General features: G+C 59.0%; 16 protein-coding genes and 1 tRNA gene. 10 read left to right on the top strand and 7 right to left on the bottom strand.

From position 1 onward, the window contains the following. The first annotated feature begins 111 nt into the window (after nt 1-111). The 4 genes from ACTG4M_RS11560 to ACTG4M_RS11545 all read left to right on the top strand — a co-directional run bounded on the left by ACTG4M_RS11560 (nt 112) and on the right by ACTG4M_RS11545 (nt 4273). The gene (locus ACTG4M_RS11560) at nt 112-1629 is read left to right on the top strand and encodes an FAD-binding domain-containing protein (RefSeq protein WP_439123814.1); all 1518 of its coding nucleotides are present in this window, start codon (nt 112-114) and stop codon (nt 1627-1629) included. Continuing rightward, nucleotides 1629-1778 (top strand): DUF2256 domain-containing protein, encoded by a 150-nt coding sequence (locus ACTG4M_RS11555; protein WP_439123813.1) that lies wholly within the window; start codon nt 1629-1631, stop codon nt 1776-1778. The genes ACTG4M_RS11560 and ACTG4M_RS11555 overlap by 1 nt, the downstream gene beginning before the upstream one ends. 146 nt (nt 1779-1924) lie before the next feature. After that, nucleotides 1925-4072, top strand: a complete 2148-nt coding sequence (locus ACTG4M_RS11550) for a malate synthase G (RefSeq protein ID WP_439123812.1) — start codon at nt 1925-1927, stop codon at nt 4070-4072. A 124-nt stretch (nt 4073-4196) separates the two neighbouring features. After that, a tRNA-Arg gene (locus ACTG4M_RS11545) sits at nt 4197-4273 on the top strand. Between the two features lie 310 nt (nt 4274-4583). Here ACTG4M_RS11545 and ACTG4M_RS11540 read toward each other — a convergent pair. From ACTG4M_RS11540 to ACTG4M_RS11510, 7 genes are all read right to left on the bottom strand, one after another. Beyond that, nucleotides 4584-5204, bottom strand: a complete 621-nt coding sequence (locus ACTG4M_RS11540; protein WP_439123811.1) for a hypothetical protein — start codon at nt 5202-5204, stop codon at nt 4584-4586. A gap of 11 nt (nt 5205-5215) precedes the next feature. Beyond that, a complete protein-coding gene (locus ACTG4M_RS11535) occupies nt 5216-5920 on the bottom strand; it encodes a hypothetical protein (protein ID WP_439123810.1) in 705 nt (234 codons plus the stop codon). 138 nt (nt 5921-6058) lie between these two features. Beyond that, nucleotides 6059-7033 (bottom strand): sugar-binding transcriptional regulator, encoded by a 975-nt coding sequence (locus tag ACTG4M_RS11530; protein WP_439123809.1) that lies wholly within the window; start codon nt 7031-7033, stop codon nt 6059-6061. 84 nt (nt 7034-7117) lie between these two features. Then, nucleotides 7118-8431 carry an acetoin dehydrogenase dihydrolipoyllysine-residue acetyltransferase subunit gene (locus ACTG4M_RS11525; RefSeq protein WP_439123808.1) on the bottom strand — a complete coding sequence of 438 codons (1314 nt, stop codon included), beginning with the start codon at nt 8429-8431 and terminating at the stop codon, nt 7118-7120. Beyond that, nucleotides 8431-9441 carry an alpha-ketoacid dehydrogenase subunit beta gene (locus ACTG4M_RS11520; protein WP_439123807.1) on the bottom strand — a complete coding sequence of 337 codons (1011 nt, stop codon included), beginning with the start codon at nt 9439-9441 and terminating at the stop codon, nt 8431-8433. The genes ACTG4M_RS11525 and ACTG4M_RS11520 overlap by 1 nt, the downstream gene beginning before the upstream one ends. Next, complete coding sequence (locus tag ACTG4M_RS11515; RefSeq protein ID WP_439123806.1) at nt 9438-10454, bottom strand: thiamine pyrophosphate-dependent dehydrogenase E1 component subunit alpha; 1017 nt, start codon at nt 10452-10454, stop codon at nt 9438-9440. The genes ACTG4M_RS11520 and ACTG4M_RS11515 overlap by 4 nt, the downstream gene beginning before the upstream one ends. Further along, nucleotides 10447-11778, bottom strand: coding sequence for an NAD(P)H-dependent oxidoreductase (locus ACTG4M_RS11510; RefSeq protein WP_439123805.1), 1332 nt, complete (start codon nt 11776-11778; stop codon nt 10447-10449). Before ACTG4M_RS11510 ends, ACTG4M_RS11515 begins: the two co-directional genes overlap by 8 nt. A gap of 253 nt (nt 11779-12031) precedes the next feature. On the opposite strand from ACTG4M_RS11510, the gene ACTG4M_RS11505 reads away from it, so the two are divergent. From ACTG4M_RS11505 to ACTG4M_RS11480, 6 genes are all read left to right on the top strand, one after another. Then, nucleotides 12032-13549, top strand: coding sequence for an ABC transporter substrate-binding protein (locus ACTG4M_RS11505; RefSeq protein WP_439123804.1), 1518 nt, complete (start codon nt 12032-12034; stop codon nt 13547-13549). 41 nt (nt 13550-13590) lie between these two features. Continuing rightward, nucleotides 13591-14535, top strand: a complete 945-nt coding sequence (locus ACTG4M_RS11500; RefSeq protein WP_439123803.1) for a carbohydrate ABC transporter permease — start codon at nt 13591-13593, stop codon at nt 14533-14535. 3 nt (nt 14536-14538) lie between these two features. After that, a complete protein-coding gene (locus ACTG4M_RS11495; protein WP_439123802.1) occupies nt 14539-15384 on the top strand; it encodes a carbohydrate ABC transporter permease in 846 nt (281 codons plus the stop codon). Nucleotides 15385-15387: 3 nt separating this feature from the next. Then, entirely contained in the window at nt 15388-16437 is a 1050-nt protein-coding gene (locus ACTG4M_RS11490; protein WP_439123801.1) for an ABC transporter ATP-binding protein, read from the top strand. A gap of 25 nt (nt 16438-16462) precedes the next feature. Next, nucleotides 16463-17407 carry a carbohydrate kinase family protein gene (locus ACTG4M_RS11485; protein WP_439123800.1) on the top strand — a complete coding sequence of 315 codons (945 nt, stop codon included), beginning with the start codon at nt 16463-16465 and terminating at the stop codon, nt 17405-17407. 33 nt (nt 17408-17440) lie between these two features. Further along, a partial coding sequence (locus ACTG4M_RS11480; RefSeq protein ID WP_439123799.1) for an HAD family hydrolase occupies nt 17441-17858 on the top strand: 418 nt, incomplete at its 3' end.

The raw sequence follows: 17858 nt of genomic DNA, 5'->3' as shown, positions 1-17858 counted from the left end.
GTTGCGGGTTGACGATATACCTATGCCGGGATTGGGAAGAAGTGAAACGGGTTGCGGGTTATTGGCTATAATCCCACTGGTCACGCAGGGTTGCACAGCTAACTGTGCCTCATGACAACTGTGCTTTGGTTCAAGCGTGATCTGCGCATTCACGACAATCCAGCTCTGGCTGTGGCGGCGCGTGATGACAACATCGTTCCGCTCTATATTTTCGAGCCAGAGTATTGGGCTTTGCCTGACACTTCGGGGCGTCAGTTTGCGTTTTTGCAAGAGAGCCTTTCAGATTTGCAAACCGCCTTGCAACATCTTGGAAGCAATCTGGTGATACGGGTTGGTGATGCAGTATCAGCGCTAGAGGATGTGCGCCAAACGGTTCGGTTCGATCATCTGGTGAGTCACGAGGAAACCGGCAATGGCTGGACATATGCCCGTGACCAACAAGTTGGAACATGGGTCAAAGGGCAGGGTATCCGTTGGACAGAGCTGCCGCAATCCGGTGTGGTGCGTCGCCTGCAAGGGCGTGATGGCTGGGCCAAGCAGCGCAATGCATTTACCGCACAAGGGCAGGTGATGGCGCCGCCCGCGTTGCCGCCTTGTACCGTGCCTTCGGACCGCGTCCCGGACCTGTGTGCGGCCGATCCGTGTCCAGAACGGCAGACGGGCGGGCGGGATCATGCCTTGTCGTTGTTGGGCGGTTTCCTGACCGAGCGCGGGCAAACTTATCGCAGCGCCATGTCGTCTCCGCGTGAAGGTGCCGTCGCTTGCTCCCGGCTCAGCCCGCATCTGGCGCTGGGCACGGTGACGATCCGCGAAGTGGTTCAGGCGACTGCCGCTCGCCAACGCGAGGTCAAGGGCGGGCCCCGCGATGGTTGGGCAGGAAGCCTAAAGTCGTTTCAATCCCGCCTCGCATGGCGCGATCACTTCATGCAAAAGCTGGAGGATGAACCTGCGCTAGAATACAACTGTTTGCACCGTGCCTATGAAGGGATGCGCCCGTTAGAACCCGATCATGCGCGCCTGACCGCGTGGCAAAATGGGGAAACCGGCCTGCCGTTTCTGGATGCTTGTATGCGGTCTTTGCGGGCGACAGGGTGGCTCAATTTTCGGATGCGGGCGATGGTGGTCAGCGTGGCAAGCTATCATCTCTGGCTGGACTGGCGCAGCACGGGGCAGCATCTGGCGCGGATGTTCACAGATTACGAGCCGGGCATTCATTGGAGCCAAATGCAGATGCAGTCGGGGACCACTGGCATCAATACACCGCGCATTTACAACCCGATCAAGCAAGGCACGGATCAGGATCCAACCGGAGCATTCACACGCGCTTGGCTGCCTGAACTGGCGGACGTGCCGGATCGCCACTTGCAAACGCCGTGGACGTGGGATGGGGCAGGGCACGTGTTGGGCCGCGCCTATCCTGCTCCAATCGTTGACGTGGCAGAGGCGGCGCGCACTGCACGAGACCGCATCTTTTCCATGCGCCGCAGCGTCGACCGTAATGAAACGCAGCGGGTGATCCATAAACACGCCAGCCGCAAGGACAGTGCCGGGTATTTCGTCAATGATCGCGCGCCACACAAACCGCGCCGCACCAAGTCCGACGACGCACAGTTGAAACTGGACCTATAGTGCCGAAACACCGCAAGAAATCCGATCTGCCGACCAAAACATGCGCGACCTGCGGTCTGCCCTTCGTCTGGCGCAAGAAGTGGGAAAAGGTCTGGGATGACGTGAAATACTGTTCGGACCGGTGCCGCAAGGCAAAGAACAAGTCATGAGTTTCAAGCAAACCGGAACAGCGAAGCCCGATTATCAAGATTTCCAAAATGCACCATATTTGGTCAGGTAACCTGACCAAAGCTGTTGCGGATCGGAAACTTTCTTTCTAATTGAGTACCGCCGTATACAGCGAGGGGAATGAGCCATGGCCAGCCGGATTGACCGTCACGGAATGAAGATCGACCAGACGCTTTTTGACTTTATTGAGGGGCAAGCGCTTCCGGGTACCGGTGTAGACGCTGATGCGTTCTGGGAGGCACTGTCGACCCTCGCGCATGAGTTTGGGCCCAAAAACGCGGCTCTGTTGAAAACTCGCGAAGACATCCAGACCAAGATTGACGAATGGCACATTCGTCACCGCAATCAGCCGCATGACCATGAGGCCTATAAGGCGTTCCTGTCCGAGATCGGCTACCTGCTGGACGAAGGCGATGATTTTGAGATCGAAACCCAGAATACCGATCCCGAGATTGCAACCGTACCAGGGCCTCAGCTGGTCGTGCCGATTACCAATGCGCGCTATGCCTTGAACGCTGCGAATGCTCGGTGGGGCAGCCTTTATGATGGGTTCTATGGCACTGATGCGATGGGCACGCCAGCTCCGAAAGGTGGTTATGACAAGGGTCGCGGCGCGCGCGTCGTCGCCCGCGCCCGTGTGTTTCTTGACGAGGCGTTCCCAATTGATGGTGGCAGCCATGCTGATGCGCGTCGCTACTATGTGCATGATGGCGCGCTGCTGATTGACGACATGCCACTGGCGCAGCCAGAGAAATTCATCGGCTATACCGGTCACCCCAAGGCCCCCGACGCTGTCCTGCTGCGCAACAATGGTCTGCATGTCGAATTGGTGTTTGACCGGACGCATTTTATCGGCAGCCGCGATCAGGCCGGTCTTGCGGATGTGCGTCTTGAAAGCGCGGTCTCTGCGATCATGGATTGCGAGGATTCTGTTGCTTGCGTCGATGCCGAGGACAAAACGCTCGCCTACACCAATTGGCTGGGCCTCATGAAGGGCGACCTGAACGACAGCTTCGAGAAGGGCGGCAAGACCGTCACGCGCGCGTTGAACCCCGATCTGACTTACACCGCGCCGAACGGGGCGGACATCACGGTCAAAGGCCGCGCACTGATGCTGGTGCGCAATGTCGGTCACCTCATGACAAACCCGGCGATCCTGCTGAAGGACGGCGCAGAAATCTATGAAGGCCTGATGGATGCGATGATCACCGCATTGATCGCCAAACATGATCTGGACAAGACCGCTGGCCTGCGCAATTCGCATCACGGTTCGGTCTATGTGGTGAAACCCAAGATGCATGGGCCGGACGAGGTGGCGTTCGCTGATGAGACGTTTACCTTTGTCGAAAAAGCGCTGAGCTTGCCCGCCAACACTGTCAAGCTGGGCATCATGGACGAGGAACGCCGCACGAGTGTGAACCTCAAACAATGCATCCGCGCAGCCAAGCACCGGGTCGCCTTCATCAACACGGGCTTTCTGGATCGCACCGGCGACGAAATTCACACCTCGATGGAAGCAGGCCCCTTCAGCCGTAAGGACTTTATCAAACGCAAAGCCTGGATTGGCGGCTACGAAAATCGCAATGTTGATATTGGCCTGGAATGCGGTCTGTCCGGTAAGGCGCAGATTGGCAAAGGCATGTGGGCCATGCCAGACATGATGGCCGCGATGCTGGAGCAAAAGATCGAACATCCCAAGTCGGGTGCCAACTGCGCTTGGGTGCCGTCTCCAACGGCTGCCACCCTGCATGCGTTGCACTATCACAAGGTTGATGTGTTTGCGGTTCAGGACAAGCTGCGCAAGGGCGGACGCCGCGCGCATGTCGATACAATTCTAGACATCCCATTGGCCGCATTCCAGAAATGGTCGAAAGACCAGATCACCCGCGAGGTCGAAAACAACGCCCAAGGCATACTGGGTTACGTCGTGCGTTGGGTCGATCAGGGGGTGGGCTGTTCCAAAGTGCCGGACATCAACAATGTCGGCCTTATGGAAGATCGCGCGACCTGCCGGATCAGCGCCCAGCACATCGCCAACTGGCTCCATCATGACATCATGTCGAAAGACGACGTGATGGAGATCATGCAGCGCATGGCAGCAGTTGTGGATGATCAAAACGCGGGTGATGCGGCTTACACGCCGATGGCGCCGGGTTTTGATACCATCGCTTTTCAGGCGGCGTGTGATTTGGTGTTTGAGGGACGTGTCCAGCCATCTGGCTACACCGAACCAGTTCTGCACCAACGCCGTCTTGAGCTGAAAGCCGCAAGCTGACGCGCGCGCCTTTCGGCCAACCGAAACGATTGATGCGTTAACGTATCATGGCCCGGCGAAAACCCACCCGCCGGGCTACATTTGCATTTGCGCCCCAAATCCCTTCTGTGTAGAGAGGCCATAGGCACCTGTAGCTCAGCTGGATAGAGCGCTGCCCTCCGAAGGCAGAGGCCAGAGGTTCGAATCCTCTCAGGTGCGCCATATCATGGCTATAAATCAATAATTCCCGATCTCTTCCGACCTTCGTGCGCCGGTGCGATGTGACTCTTAATAGTCAGTTTGATCGCCCGGATACGTTTTCATGCCGCTGGGTCGTCCGTCCTGCGATGGCCTGCAGGTGAAGAAGCCGGCACGTATTCATCATCATTGGGCAAGAGTCACTTGGAAAACCGCGATCGCTGTGCGTGTTGGGTTGCAGGGTGCGGTGCGTGCCCGTGAACCTAAGCTTTGTCCTCAACCGACGCGCGTCACGTCATTACTGTCTGTGATCCTGCGAGAGAACCTGGTCAATTTACGGCTTTTCAGGCGCTGCCACTTCCTTGGCGTAAAACCGTTCCGCGATGCGGGCAACGCGGCCTGTTCTGAACAGTTCGGGCATGGTCCATTCCGGCTCATCTCCAGCAAAAAGGTCGAGGAAGGCGATCGCCAGAGAGGGATCCTGTTGCACGTTCTCGCGAAAGCTCCACCACGTCCGGTTGTCCGCAAGCCGATCACTCGGCGGGTGTTGTGCCGCGTGAAAATCTGTCTCGAGAACCAAGCCGCGCACATTCAGGCAGAATGCGACATAGAGGTACCCTTCAGGCCAGAAGTACGCCGGATTTGACTGGTCTGCATTGTCAGGCTGTTTCACTACCGCGACCGGTTTGTGCTTGATCAAGGTTCTGAGCATGAGGCCAGCCGCAAAACCCACATAGGCGGGTTTATCATCCTCGCGCGTCGGTTTCTGGGCTTCGAACGCCTTTAGCCAATCGGCAAAGACGTGCGCCAAAGCGCCCCGGTCGACGGAAAACTGGTTACCCGTCTGAGCTTCGGTGTTTTGGATTTGCTGATCGAACGCATCGACGAACCACCGCAGACGTTGTGCGGATTTGCGCAACGGTTGGTCTGTCTTGGTCAAATCATGCGTCGACATAGAGTCCGATCCTAAAGATGCGATGACGTTTCATCAAGAAACTGGGCCAAGGCGTCTTGGCTTTGAAAGGCAGTTGCCGCCTCTGACTGAAGCGCGCGGACAAGGGCCATGGACAGGTCCAGAAGCTTTTCTTCTTCCTCGAGGGTGTCCGCTCGTTTCGATGATAGCCAGACGGCAATGGCCATCAATGCCAGGTCGACTTCGGTTTCTTCATTCTCGGTGATACCGCGCGTCAATCCCGGCATCACGCCAATGGCTGAGGATTGGCGCAGGTCGAGGAACAGGGACGCGGCGAAGGCAAACCCGATCGTGCCGCCGTCCGGTTGCAACCGCGACAACCGGTCTGCAACGATGGTTTCGCTGATAAGATGGCGGTGGTCGACGCGGGATTGGTTGAGGTGCTCCCAGGCAAAAACGATCACGCTCGCGGCCGTGTTCACTCCGGATTTGTCCAACGTGGTGCCTTGAGCAAACTGCGCCGCATCGCTGATCCGCTCCATGTCAATCGGCGCATGGAGCAGGCGTTTGCCGGCTTGCTCGAATGCTTGCATGGCGCTGTGAAAGCGGCTGCGCAGCGGTTCCGGTAATAATTTGGAGGCTGGCTCGAGCATGTCCTCAGTTGCGTCAGCCAACGTGACAACGCCTCGCAACGCATCACGGATTGGCATGTTCAGATCATGCAAAAGAGTGAATTTCTTCGGGCTGGCCACCATCATATTCATCTCCTCATCTGTATGATAGCACATGCATGCTCGCGCAATCTAGGCTCCACCGGTGTCGCGTTTTCCGAACGGCACTCGGTGCTTGCACAGCCGCCATCCGGGCGTTTGACGGCACGCTTGCGCGCGATGGATTTAGTCAACTTTGGCGGCCGTGTGGGGGCTCTTGGCATCAGCGGTTTCCAGCAACGTTCGAGCGGTAATCTCATCGGTAATCAGGACATTGGGCGCGAGCGAAGAAATACTGGCGCGCAGGATTTCGATCTTTTCACGACCACCCGACATCAGAACCTTTTTCGGAACACGCTTCAAGCGATCGAGCGACATCGAGATCGACCGATTGTTGACCGGATGGTCCACGATATTTCCGTCCTTGTCGAGGAAATGATACAGAAAATCGCCGACCGCACCCGCTGCGATCAGCGATTGACGGTCCGACTCCGTGATGTGACCCGAGCGATATGACGTGGTCAGCGAGGTGATCCCGCCGCAAGACAGCAAAGCAACGTCGCAGGCTTCGGCGAGTTGCAGGATTTGATCGAGACCACAGTTCTCCAAAAGGGCGTGCCGTGTTTGCGGCGAATCCACAACTGCCGGGGCAGAGATCAGATAGCCTTCGGCTTCGAACAGTTCGGCGAATTGCCACGCAAATTCGGCAGGGTTGAAGCGTCTGGCTTGTGCGATGCCGCCGAGAAGGGACACAACCCGCACGTCCGACAGGGGCTTTTCCTCGATATAGGGCAACATCGCGTGAAGGGTCTTGCCCCAACCCACGCCAACGGTCATGCCGTTTTCCATCAGGTTCGACACATATGTGCCAGCGGCCGCGGCGATCACCCGTGTCGGGTCGTCTTCGACGGCTTCAAGTGGTGCGACAATGGCCTGTTCGAGATCGTAGTGATCCTGAAGCTGTTGTTGAAGTTCGATCAGTTCGGTCAATTCCGACTTAATCCGGATCACAACCTCACCACGTTTCTTGGCTTCGGACAGCAAACGGGTCACCGTGATCCGGTTCACGCCAAGCTTTTTGCCGACATCGGATTGGGTCATGCCTTCGATGTAATAAAGCCATGCGGCGCGGACCCGAAGCTGGTCTTGCGATTTTGCCATCGGTTCGCCCCCTTGTGATCTGGCTTATGTCTCTGGCTTTTGACAGGTAACCGATGTTTTCGGTGGGTGACAATGAACAACTGGTCAAAGGCTTGACGACAGGATCCGACCCAACTCAGCACTGCATTCGATCTGGGGCATGTGCCCAACGCCGTCAAAAAGGTGAAGCGCCATCTTGCCCGGCGCGCGCAGGGCGTGTTTCCAGGGGATGATCGCGTCCTGTTTACCCCATATGATCCGGGTCGGAGCGTCGATCCGTTCCAGTGCCGCGCGCAGGTCAAAAGCCTGAACCCCATCCGGGAAAAGCGCATCGGCAAGGCGCGACTGCGCTGCGCGCAGGTTCGTGTCTTCACGCCCCGCCATGGCAAGGCGGACATAGCTGTCGGTCACGATGTCTTCGTTTGCCACAAGGCTGCGCAGCCACGGCCCAAGGCTTTCGGCATGGGTGGCCCTGCAGATCCCCGACAGCGCATCGCCGTTGATGTCCGGGCCAAGCCCCGCAGGCGCAATCAGTGTCAGGGACGACAGTCGTTTTGCCCGCGTATCGGCCAGTGCTATACTGACGGCACCGCCAAGGCTGTGGCCAACCAGATGTGCAGCGTCGAGGTTCAGATCGTCAAAGGCACGCCGGACCTCGCGCACAAGCTCGGCAAAGCTGTCGATGCGCAGCTTTGGTGACTTGCCGTGACCGGGCAGGTCGATCCGGATCAACGGGCGGTGCTTCAGATGTGTCTCCATCGGTGCCCAGGACGTGGCATCGCTGGCGAAGCCGTGGATCATCACGATAGGTGTCCCTGTGCCGCCTTTGGAGCGGGTCACCGCCAGACTGCCGGTTTCCGCCTTGAAGACGACCGGCGAAGCCAGCGGGGCAGGGCGCGTGTCTCGCAGAGTGATTTCGTTTTCGACGTCCAGCGCCTGCACCCGTCCGCGCGGACCGGTGCCGATGAGGTCTGCGATGTTCAGGCCCGCACCGCTGGCCAGGGAGCGTGCGCGCGGGGTGGCGCGGACCTTGCCCGTGGCCTCACCGGCAACTGCGTCGACCAGTTCTCTTTCAGCCTCGACTGGCTTGATGTCGTCCGGAACGTCTACTTCGACTGGTTTAAGTTCGGATGCAGCCCCGGCTTGCCCCGCAAACGGTGCGGGTTGCTCACCCACCACTTCGCCCTCGGCATAGAGCCAGGCGCAGGGGGTGCCTATAGGGATGTCCATGCCCTCGGGTGCGGTGTGGTGCAGGATGCCGTCGGCAGGCGCTTCGACCTCCATTGCGGCCTTGTCGGTCTCGATGTCGAACAGAGGATCGCCCTTGGACACGTGGTCGCCCTCGGCAATATGCCACGACATGATCTTGCCCTTGGCCATGTCCATGTCGACCTTGGGCATGATGACTTCGGTCGGCATCAGACGCGTCCCTTTGCGAGGTTGCGGGCGGCTTCAAGAATATCTGGCACTTGCGGCACCACCGCTTTTTCCAAGTCGGGGTTGTAGGGGATCGGGCATTCCGCGCCCCCCAGCCGGATGATCGGCGCATCAAGGTAGTCGAACGCGTCGCTTTCGGCGACCATCGCCGACACCTCGGCGCCAACGCCCAGCGTCTTGACTGCCTCGTAGACGCAGACCAGCCGTCCGGTCTTGCGGACCGAGGCGAGCACCGTGTCGCGGTCCATCGGGCGGATCGTCCGCAGGTCGATCACCTCAGCGTCGATGCCTTCGGCGGCCAATGTTTCGGCGGCCTCTAGCGCCTTGTGAACCATGATCGACGTGGCGACGATGGTCAGGTCCTTGCCCTCGCGCATCACTGCCGCCTTGCCGATAGGGGTGGTGTAGTACCCTTCCGGGACATGCCCCTTCATCTTGTAGAGGATCTTGTGCTCGTAAATCATCACCGGATCGGGGTCTTCCAGCGCGGCCAGCAACAGCCCTTTGGCGTCGGCAGGTGTCGCGGGCTGAACCACCTTCAGACCTGGCACATGCGCAGTCCACGCCTCAAGGCTCTGGCTGTGTTGTGCTGCAGCGCCCGTGCCGGAACCCGAGGGAAAACGCATGACAACAGGCACCGACACTGCGCCGCCCAGCATGTAACGGATCTTGGCCGCCTGATTGACGATCTGCTCCATCCCGAGGGTTGCGAAATCCGAGAACTGGAATTCGAAGATCGGGCGCAGCCCGGTCATCGCGGCTCCGACAGCGACGCCAGCGCCGCCCAACTCGGAAATAGGCGTGTCCATGACACGGTCCGTCCCGTATTTCTCGACCAGATCGCCAGTGACGCCAAAGGCACCACCATAGACCCCGATATCCTCACCCATCAGGATGACGCGCTCATCGCGGGCCATGGCGATGTCCATGGCTTCGCGGATGGCCTCGGCATAGGACAATTCGCGCAGATCGGTCTTTGTGTGCATGTTCATGCTGCGGCCCCTTCGGTGTAGACGTCGCGGGTGACCTCTTCGATCTTCGGGTTGTCTCCCTCTGTCGCAAAGGCGATGGCCTCTTCGATGATCCGGGTCGCGTCGGCTTCGATTTCGGTAACCTCGTCCTCGGTGGAGATCTTGTGGTCCACCAGCAGCTTGGCCATCGCGACAATCGGGTCGCGGGATTGCCAGTCTGCGATCTCTTCCTTGGTCCGGTAGCGGTTGCGGTCCGACTTGGAATGCCCGCGCCAGCGGTAGGTGACGTTCTCGACAAGGCTCGGGCCTTCACCCTTGCGGGCGCGCTCGACAGCGGCATCCACCGCCTCGGTCACGGCGGAAAAGTCGTTCCCGTCCACGGTCACGCCCGGCATGGCATAGGCCACCGCGCGATCCGCGATGTTCTTGACCGCGGTGGACCTTTCGGTCGAGGTGGACATGCCGTATTTGTTGTTTTCACAGACGAACACCACTGGCAAGTTCCAGACCTTGGCCATGTTCAACGCCTCGTGGAACGCGCCCTCGTTGTTCGCACCGTCACCGAAGAAACAGATCGTCACGGCCCCCGTGCCCAAGCGCTTGGCCGACAAAGCTGCGCCAACGGCGATAGGCAGACCGCCCCCCACGATACCGTTCGCGCCCAGATTGCCCTTGCTCGGGTCAGCAATGTGCATCGACCCGCCGCGCCCTTTGCAATAGCCACTTTCCTTGCCGAAGAACTCGGCGAACATGCGGGACAGGTCGGCGCCTTTGGCGACGCAATGGCCATGCCCCCGGTGGGTCGAAGTGATCTTGTCCTCGTCGCTCAGCGACATGCAGGACCCGACCGCTGACGCTTCTTGGCCAATGCTCAGGTGCATTGTGCCGTGGATCAGCCCGCGCATGTAGCTGTCTTCCGCGCCTTCCTCGAATTTGCGGATCAGGTACATCTTTTTCAGAGCGTCTTTCAGCTCGTCGGCACTGTACCGCGCGATGGCGTAGGGGATGTTATTGGGTGTCACGGTGTCACGCATTGAGAAGGTCCTTCCCATAAAGCATCATGTCCTGGCGGCGGCGCAGCTCGACCAGTCGCGAGTGCGGCAGGGTCGTGTTGGCGAGGGTGATCAGTTCACCTTTCTTGATCGGCGCAGTCACTTTGGCTCCGGTCAGCATCCCGGCGGGCAGGGCGCGTGCGGCTTGCGCCCGACCCACTTCCATCGCCCAGGCGCGGTAGGCATATTCGCCGATCTGGTCGAGCGTATCGCCCGGTTGCAGATCCTTCTTGGCCAAGGCGCAGACCTCGACCACCGGCTTTTCAAGAGGAACCATGTCGGCCTTGCCGTAGAGCACCGAGCGCGCGCAGGTCAGCGGCACTTCGAGCGAGGTCAGGTGGTAGGGGCGAATGAATTCGTAGTAGGGGCCGTCGCCCATCTTGAGGTCTTTCATCCGCTCGTGGATGCGCGGATGCTCGGCCTCCACGATACAGAAAACGCCCGGTGACACGCCCTTGCCGATTGAGTAATCGACCTTGCCGATCCCCGACAGAATCCCGCCATCCTTTTGCGGGATCAGCACCTTGGCCAGTTCCTTGGGGCCCGCCGCAGGGCCGTGCATCCCGTCCACATCTGGGATCAGGCCGGTGGCATTGCCGATAGCAGCCATTTCGACGGCGGTTTTTGATCCGTCCACAAACTCCACCAGAAGGCGCGGGTTCATGTGGCGCCGGATTGCCTCTGCCTCGTAAGCGTCCGGTGTCGCGTCGATGTTCAGCGGATTGTTTTTGCCCTTGCCGGCGCAGACCACCTTGTGGCCCATGGCCGTGACGAACTCGATCAGCTCCATGCAAGAAGACGGCTCGTCGCCCGCGCCCAGCGAATAGACAACGCCCAACCGTTCCGCTTCGTTGCGCAGGTAAGCGCCGATGGTCACGTCCGCTTCGACGTTCATCATGGTCAGATGCTTGCCGCGCTCCATCGCGCGCAGGCCGATTTCCGCACCAACTGCTGGAATGCCCGTTGCGTCGATCACCACGTCAATCAATCCCGACTCGAGAATCAGGTCTGCATTGTCGGTAATTGCCGTTTTGCCCGACTCAATGATTGCGTTGAGGCTGTCAGTAGAGGTCGCGTCCTGACTGTGCCCGTCCTCACCGGTGGCGATGGATACGGCTTTGTGCGCGTTCGGCACGTTGAGCTCCGAAATCGCCGCCACGTCCACCCCGTCCATCATTGCGGCGCGTGTGACGATGTCGGTTCCCATCTCGCCAGAGCCGATCAAGCCGATGCGAACCGGTTTGCCAGAGGCGGCCCGGGCAGCAAGGTCTTTTGCCAATCCGGTCAGTGAGATGTTGGAGGCCATACGAGTTTTTCCTGTCGCTTCGATTTGGCGCTACCATCATGAACTTTTGTTTAACAGTCAAGAATAATGTTCACAAAACCAATAAATGTTCTTGACGAACTGTGGTGTCGTGAACAATGGTTCAGTTGTGCAGTTAGGTGTTCCTATGCTTTTGAGCGGCTAAGAAGCTGTCTGAGGCGGAGCGCGGTAATGATTGTGCCATCAAGGGAGGAAAATGATGGAATTCAGAGGAAGACTATCCAGACGGTCGTTTATGGCGAGTGCATCCGCCATGGGAATCGCCGCAACCGGCTCTACGTGGGGCGGCAAGGTTTTGGCGGCCAACCACCTGCCGGACCCGCAAAGCGTGCTCGATGGGATCTCGATCTCCCAGTATGTCCGCGCGGACTACCGCGATCTTTACGGTATGTCCGATGACAAACCGATCTGGGACAGTAGCAAGGATTGGATTCGCACCGTAGATTGGGAAAAGGTTCGCTCCGAACTGGCAGGCACAACCGTGCGCTTTGCTATCGGTGCCGCCGACACCGAATCCGCAGCCGAAGGCCTTGTGCCCTTCGAAGCGCTCTCTGGAATCAAGGTCGAGCTGGTTCCGATCCCGGACGACAGTTTCTACGACAAGGCGCTTGCCGAATTCATCTCTGGCAATGCGTCTTTCGATGCGCTGCAGTTCTTCTCGCCTTGGCTGGGTGACTTCGCAGCGCCGGGCTTCCTCTATCCGCTGCAGGACTTTGCGGATAAATGGAAGCTGCCGCTTGACGATTTCTACGACACGTACCGCCTGAACTACGGCTATTTCAACGGCCAGATGTACGGCATTCCGTTCGACTGCGACATCCAGATGGTTCACCTGCGCAAAGGCTATGTCGAGCAGGTGTTGGGCGGTCCGATCGACAAGGCAAACTCGGTTCCGACCTATGATGAACTGATCCGTCTGTCAGGCGAACTGAACAAGGTGGAGCCCGGTGTGTCTGGTGTGGGCCTGATGGCAGCGCCCGGCTTCTGGTCGACCTACACATGGGAACACATTGCGGCCCAAGCCGGAATGATGCTGTTCGACGAAAACTGGGAGCCGATCTTCAACGGCGATGCGGGTATGAAAGGTCTCGAGATCATTCTCGAACTGGCCAAAAACGCAAACGAAGGTCATGCTGGCGCAGGTTGGCCGGAAAACCGGGCCGCATGGCTGGGCGGGCAGGTTGCCACGAACATCAGTTGGCAGGACAGCGGCACACAGGCCATGCGCCCCGACCAGTCGCAGATCGTCGACGATTTCGTCACAATCTACGAACCACGCATTTCGGGTGGCCGGTTCGCACCGCCGAACATCGCGGGTTCGACCTCGTGCGTGTCCGCCTCGGCACAGAACCCCGAAGGCGCGTTCCTGATGCTGGGCTTCTTGACCACCGCGTCGATCATGGCGATGAACGAAGCCAACGCCAATGGTGTGGCGCCGGGTTACAAGTCGGTTCTGGAGAACGAAAACCTTCAGGCCGTGTCTCAGCCCGCAAAAGTCTGGGGCGACAGCCTGCATCACGCATGGTGCAGCCCGCGTCTTCCCGGTGCGTTCCCGATTGAACAGGCCATCGGCAACGAGATCAACCGCGCCGTGGTCGGCCAGATCTCGTCCAAGGAAGCGCTCGACAACGCAGCGGCTGCGGTCAAGCAGATCATGTCGTCGAACGGCTTCTATCAGGGCAATGATCCGGTAGACTATGCTCAGGCAGCGCCGGGTCTGTATGTGGGCGAAGGTAAGGACCTCCCGTTCTAAGGCGTTAAGCCACGAAACCTATTGGGCAGGATGAGATTGTCATGAGCAATCCAGAACTGTCGGAAGCCGGGGCGGCAAACGCTGCCCCGGCACGGCCGACGCATCGCAAATTCAAGCGGCGCAGCAAGCGCATGAAAGCCCTGCTGCCCTATATGCTGGTTGCGCCGGCTGTTCTCTACTTGATGCTGATCACGCTCTATCCGGGTATTTTTGCGATCACTCAGAGTTTCTACAACGTGAAATTCGGACCGTGGCAATGGGCCGGGTTCGACAATTACAGCCGCCTGATGGGCGACTACCAATTCTGGGGCGCGCTCTGGAATACGCTGGTGATCGGATCAATCTCGCTGATCCTGCAATGTGTGATTGCGCTTGCGCTGGCGTTTTATGCCTATCGCGATCCGTGGGTGCAGGGATGGCGGATCATCTTCCTTATTCCGATGCTCTTTATGCCGTCGGCAGTGGCCTTTATCTACAAGCTGGCTTTCCTCGACGCCCGCGTCATCGCTGACATCTTCATCCGACTCGGCGTACTGGACGGCAACGTCGCGTGGCAATCCTCGATATGGCTCAGCAGGATGATCCTGATCATCGCTGATGTCTGGCAATGGACTCCGTTTCTTTTCATCATCTTCGTCGCCGGTCTTCAGGCACAGGATGAAGAGGTGGAAGAGGCCGCGCGGCTGGATGGCGCGTCATGGTACGCGATCTTCTGGAATATCTCATTGCCGATGATGAAGCCGATCATCGCGGTCGCGCTCATCCTGCGGGCCATCGACATCACAACGATGTTCACCAACGTCTTCATCATCACCAAGGGTGGTCCGGCCTTTGGTACAGAAACCATCAGCTATTTCATCTACAGGACGGGCTTCAAGTTCTTTAACTTCGGCTATGCCTCGGCCGCATCAGTCATCATGCTGATCATCACGATCATCATCGCGCAGTTTGTCGTCAAACGCGCCTTTGTCTCGGCGAGGGACTGACCAATGGCCTCTCAACGCAAACGTTCCCGGGGCGAAAGCCTTGCCCTGCGCTATGCGATCCTTGGTGCATGGACTTTGTTCTGTCTCGTGCCGGTCCTTTGGTTCCTGTCCATCGGCTTGCGCCCCCGGACCGAGATCATCACCCCGCAGCCCATCTATGTCCCGACCTTCAGCCTCGATGCATGGCACATGATCTGGGAAGACTGGCCGATGGGGAAATACCTCCGGAACTCGGTCCTTGCCATCATCGGGTCGGTCATCATCGACCTTATTCTGGCGATCCCCGCCGCCTATTCGCTGTCGCGTTTCGAATATAAGGGGCGGGACGATATCGGGTTTTACATCCTGTCCACCCGCATGATGGCCCCGGCCATCGTGGCGGTGCCGATCTTCTTCCTCTTCCGCAATTTCGGTCTGCTCGATACGATCTGGGCGCTGATGTTGATCTACGCCGCCATCAACCTGAGCTTTGTGACATGGATCATCAGGTCCTACATGCTCGATATCCCCAAAGAACTGGAAGACGCGGCCAAGACAGACGGGGCAGGCGAATTGCGCATTCTGTGGGAAATCATCATCCCCGCCATCCTGCCGGGCATCATCACAGCCTCTGTCATCGCAATGATCTTCGCGATCAACGAATTCCTCTTCACGCTGCTCATCGCCTCGACGCCCGACGCCTACACCATGTCGGTGGCGCTGGCGAACTTCACCGGCGGGTCTGATGGCGTGATCTACAATGCAATCGCGCTGGTCGCCTTCCTCGCGTTCCTGCCGGTGTTCCTTGTGGTCGTCCTGATCCAGAAGCACCTGTCACGCGGTCTGACCATGGGGGCCGTCAAAGGATAAGAAATGGCAAGAATCCAACTGAACAACATCCAGAAACGCTGGGGCGCCATCTGGGGTGTCCGGGACGTGAACCTCGACATCGCGGATGAGGAATTCGTCGTCTTTCTTGGCCCCTCGGGCTGCGGCAAGACCACCACCATGCGGATGATCGCGGGCCTTGAGGAGCCATCTGAAGGCGAAATCGTCATGGATGGCGAGGTGATGAACGACATCGACGCCCGCGACCGGGATGTGGCGATGGTGTTCCAAGGCTATGCGCTTTATCCCAACATGACGATCTACGAGAACATTCGCTTCCCGTTGCGGATGCGCGGGGTTCCGCAAGATCAGCATGACACGCTGATCAAACGCGCCGCGGGTCTGGTCGAACTGACCGAGTATCTCGACCGCAAACCCAGCGCATTGTCCGGTGGTCAGCGGCAGCGCGCCGCGTTGGCCCGTGCCATCGTGCGCCAGCCGCATGCATTCCTCATGGACGAGCCGCTGTCGAACCTCGACGCCAAGCTGCGCCAACACATGCGGGTGCAGATCAAGCACATCCAGCGCGAGTTGAAGATCACCACTGTCTACGTGACCCATGACCAGATCGAGGCGATGACCCTCGCGGACCGGATCGTGATCATGGACAAGGGCGCGATCCAGCAGATCGGCACGCCCGACGAGATCTACAACGATCCCGCCAACACCTTTGTCGCCAACTTCATCGGCGCACCGCCCATGAACCTGATCGCGGGCAGGATGGAGCACGGGACCTTTACAGCCCCCGGTGTCCGGGTCGACGGCCTTCCCGCCAAACATGACGGCAAGGTCACGCTGGGCGTACGCCCCGAGGATTGCACCGTCACGGCGGATGCAGGGCATCTGACCGGCATCGTCTACGGGGTCGAGCCGACAGGCGACATGACCTATCTCACGATCAAGGCGGACGACAAGCTGATCGAGGTAAAGGCCCATCGCGACTACCGCGCCGACTTGAACTCCGACGCGGCTGTCGGCTTTGATCCCAAGCGGATTTACCTTTTTGATACGGCCTCTGGTCAGCGCCTACGCTGACGCTGCACAGGATGGAGAATAACCCATGACCTTTGACTATACCTCGATGGGGTTTCACACCTTTGATGCGCTGTGCCGCCCAGTGACCGAAATCCCCCCCGGCGGAAACACCTATTTCGTCGATGAATTTACTTTGGCCGTGTCCGGTGCTGCGGGCTCAGCGGCCATCGTCGCGGCCAAGCATGGGCTTAAGGTTCAGGCTGTGGGCGGTGTCGGCAATGATCTGATGGGCGATTGGGTCCTACGCCGCTTTGGCGATTTCGGCGTCGATACCGAGATGATGCAGCGCATCCCCGACATGACCACCTCGTCCAGCGTCGTGACCACCCGCCCTGACGGGGCGCGCCCGGCGTTGCACAAGCGCGGTGCGACGGCGGGGTTTTACATCACCGATGATCTTGTGGACCGGGTGCTGGACACCAAAATCCTGCACATCGGCGGCGTCGGCCTGATGGACGCGATGGACAATGGCCGCAATGCCGAACTTCTGGCCGAGGCTAAGGCTCGAGGCATCACCACCACGCTCGACGTGTTCGCCTCTACCCCGGAAGACTTCCCGCTGATCCGTCCGCTTCTGGCGCATACCGACTACTTCATGCCGTCGGAGGAGGAGGCGATGGCCCTGTCCGGTATGACCGACTACGAACAGATCGCCGCGTTTCTGCTGGATCAGGGCGTCGGTGCCGTCATCCTGACGCTTGGCGCAGATGGGGCCATGTACCGCGATCAGCGCGGTCAGAAGATTGACATTCCGTCCTACAAGATCGACGTGGTGTGCACCTGTGGCTGCGGCGATTGCTTCAACGCGGGCTTTGCCACCGGGCTGCATCTGGACCGATCCATTGAGGATTGCATCCGCTTCGGACAGGCATCCTCGGCGCAGAACGCAATGGGGCTGGGCTCTCAGGCGGTTTTGTCGTCGCTCGAAAACACCATTGCCTTTATGGAGACCACGCCGACCCGCGCGTGATCCGGGCTGCAACACCCTAACGAAAGCCACCGCATGCCTCCCGCGATCATCTTCGATCTCGACGGCTGCCTTGTGGACAGTGAAGTGCTGTCGCTCAAGGCCATCGCAGACGAGGCGCACCGTCTAGGTGCCCAAGACCTAAATCCGCGCGACTTGGGGAAAGAGGTGCTTGGCCTCAAGATGTCACGCATCGCCGAATGGGTTAGCAACAGGGCAGGGCGGCCTGCGCCCGAAGACTTCGCGGAACGTATTGACCGACTGCTGATGGATCAGTACCCGACCGACCTAAATCCAATCGACGGCGCGCATGAGTTTTTGTCTGCCCTGCATCATGCCGGGTGTCATATGGCGGTCGCCACGGGCAGTTCAAAGGCACTGAACCAGACCGGGTTTTCCGGAGATGTTGGAGTTCGTCACTCAGCGGCTATTTTAGCCGTGAGCTCTGCGTTGT

The organism is Marivita sp. (assembly GCF_965656765.1).
Classification (GTDB): Bacteria; Pseudomonadota; Alphaproteobacteria; order Rhodobacterales; family Rhodobacteraceae; genus Marivita.
The sequence above is the reverse complement of the archived record's forward strand: the minus strand, read 5'-3'. Positions and strand labels throughout refer to the sequence as shown.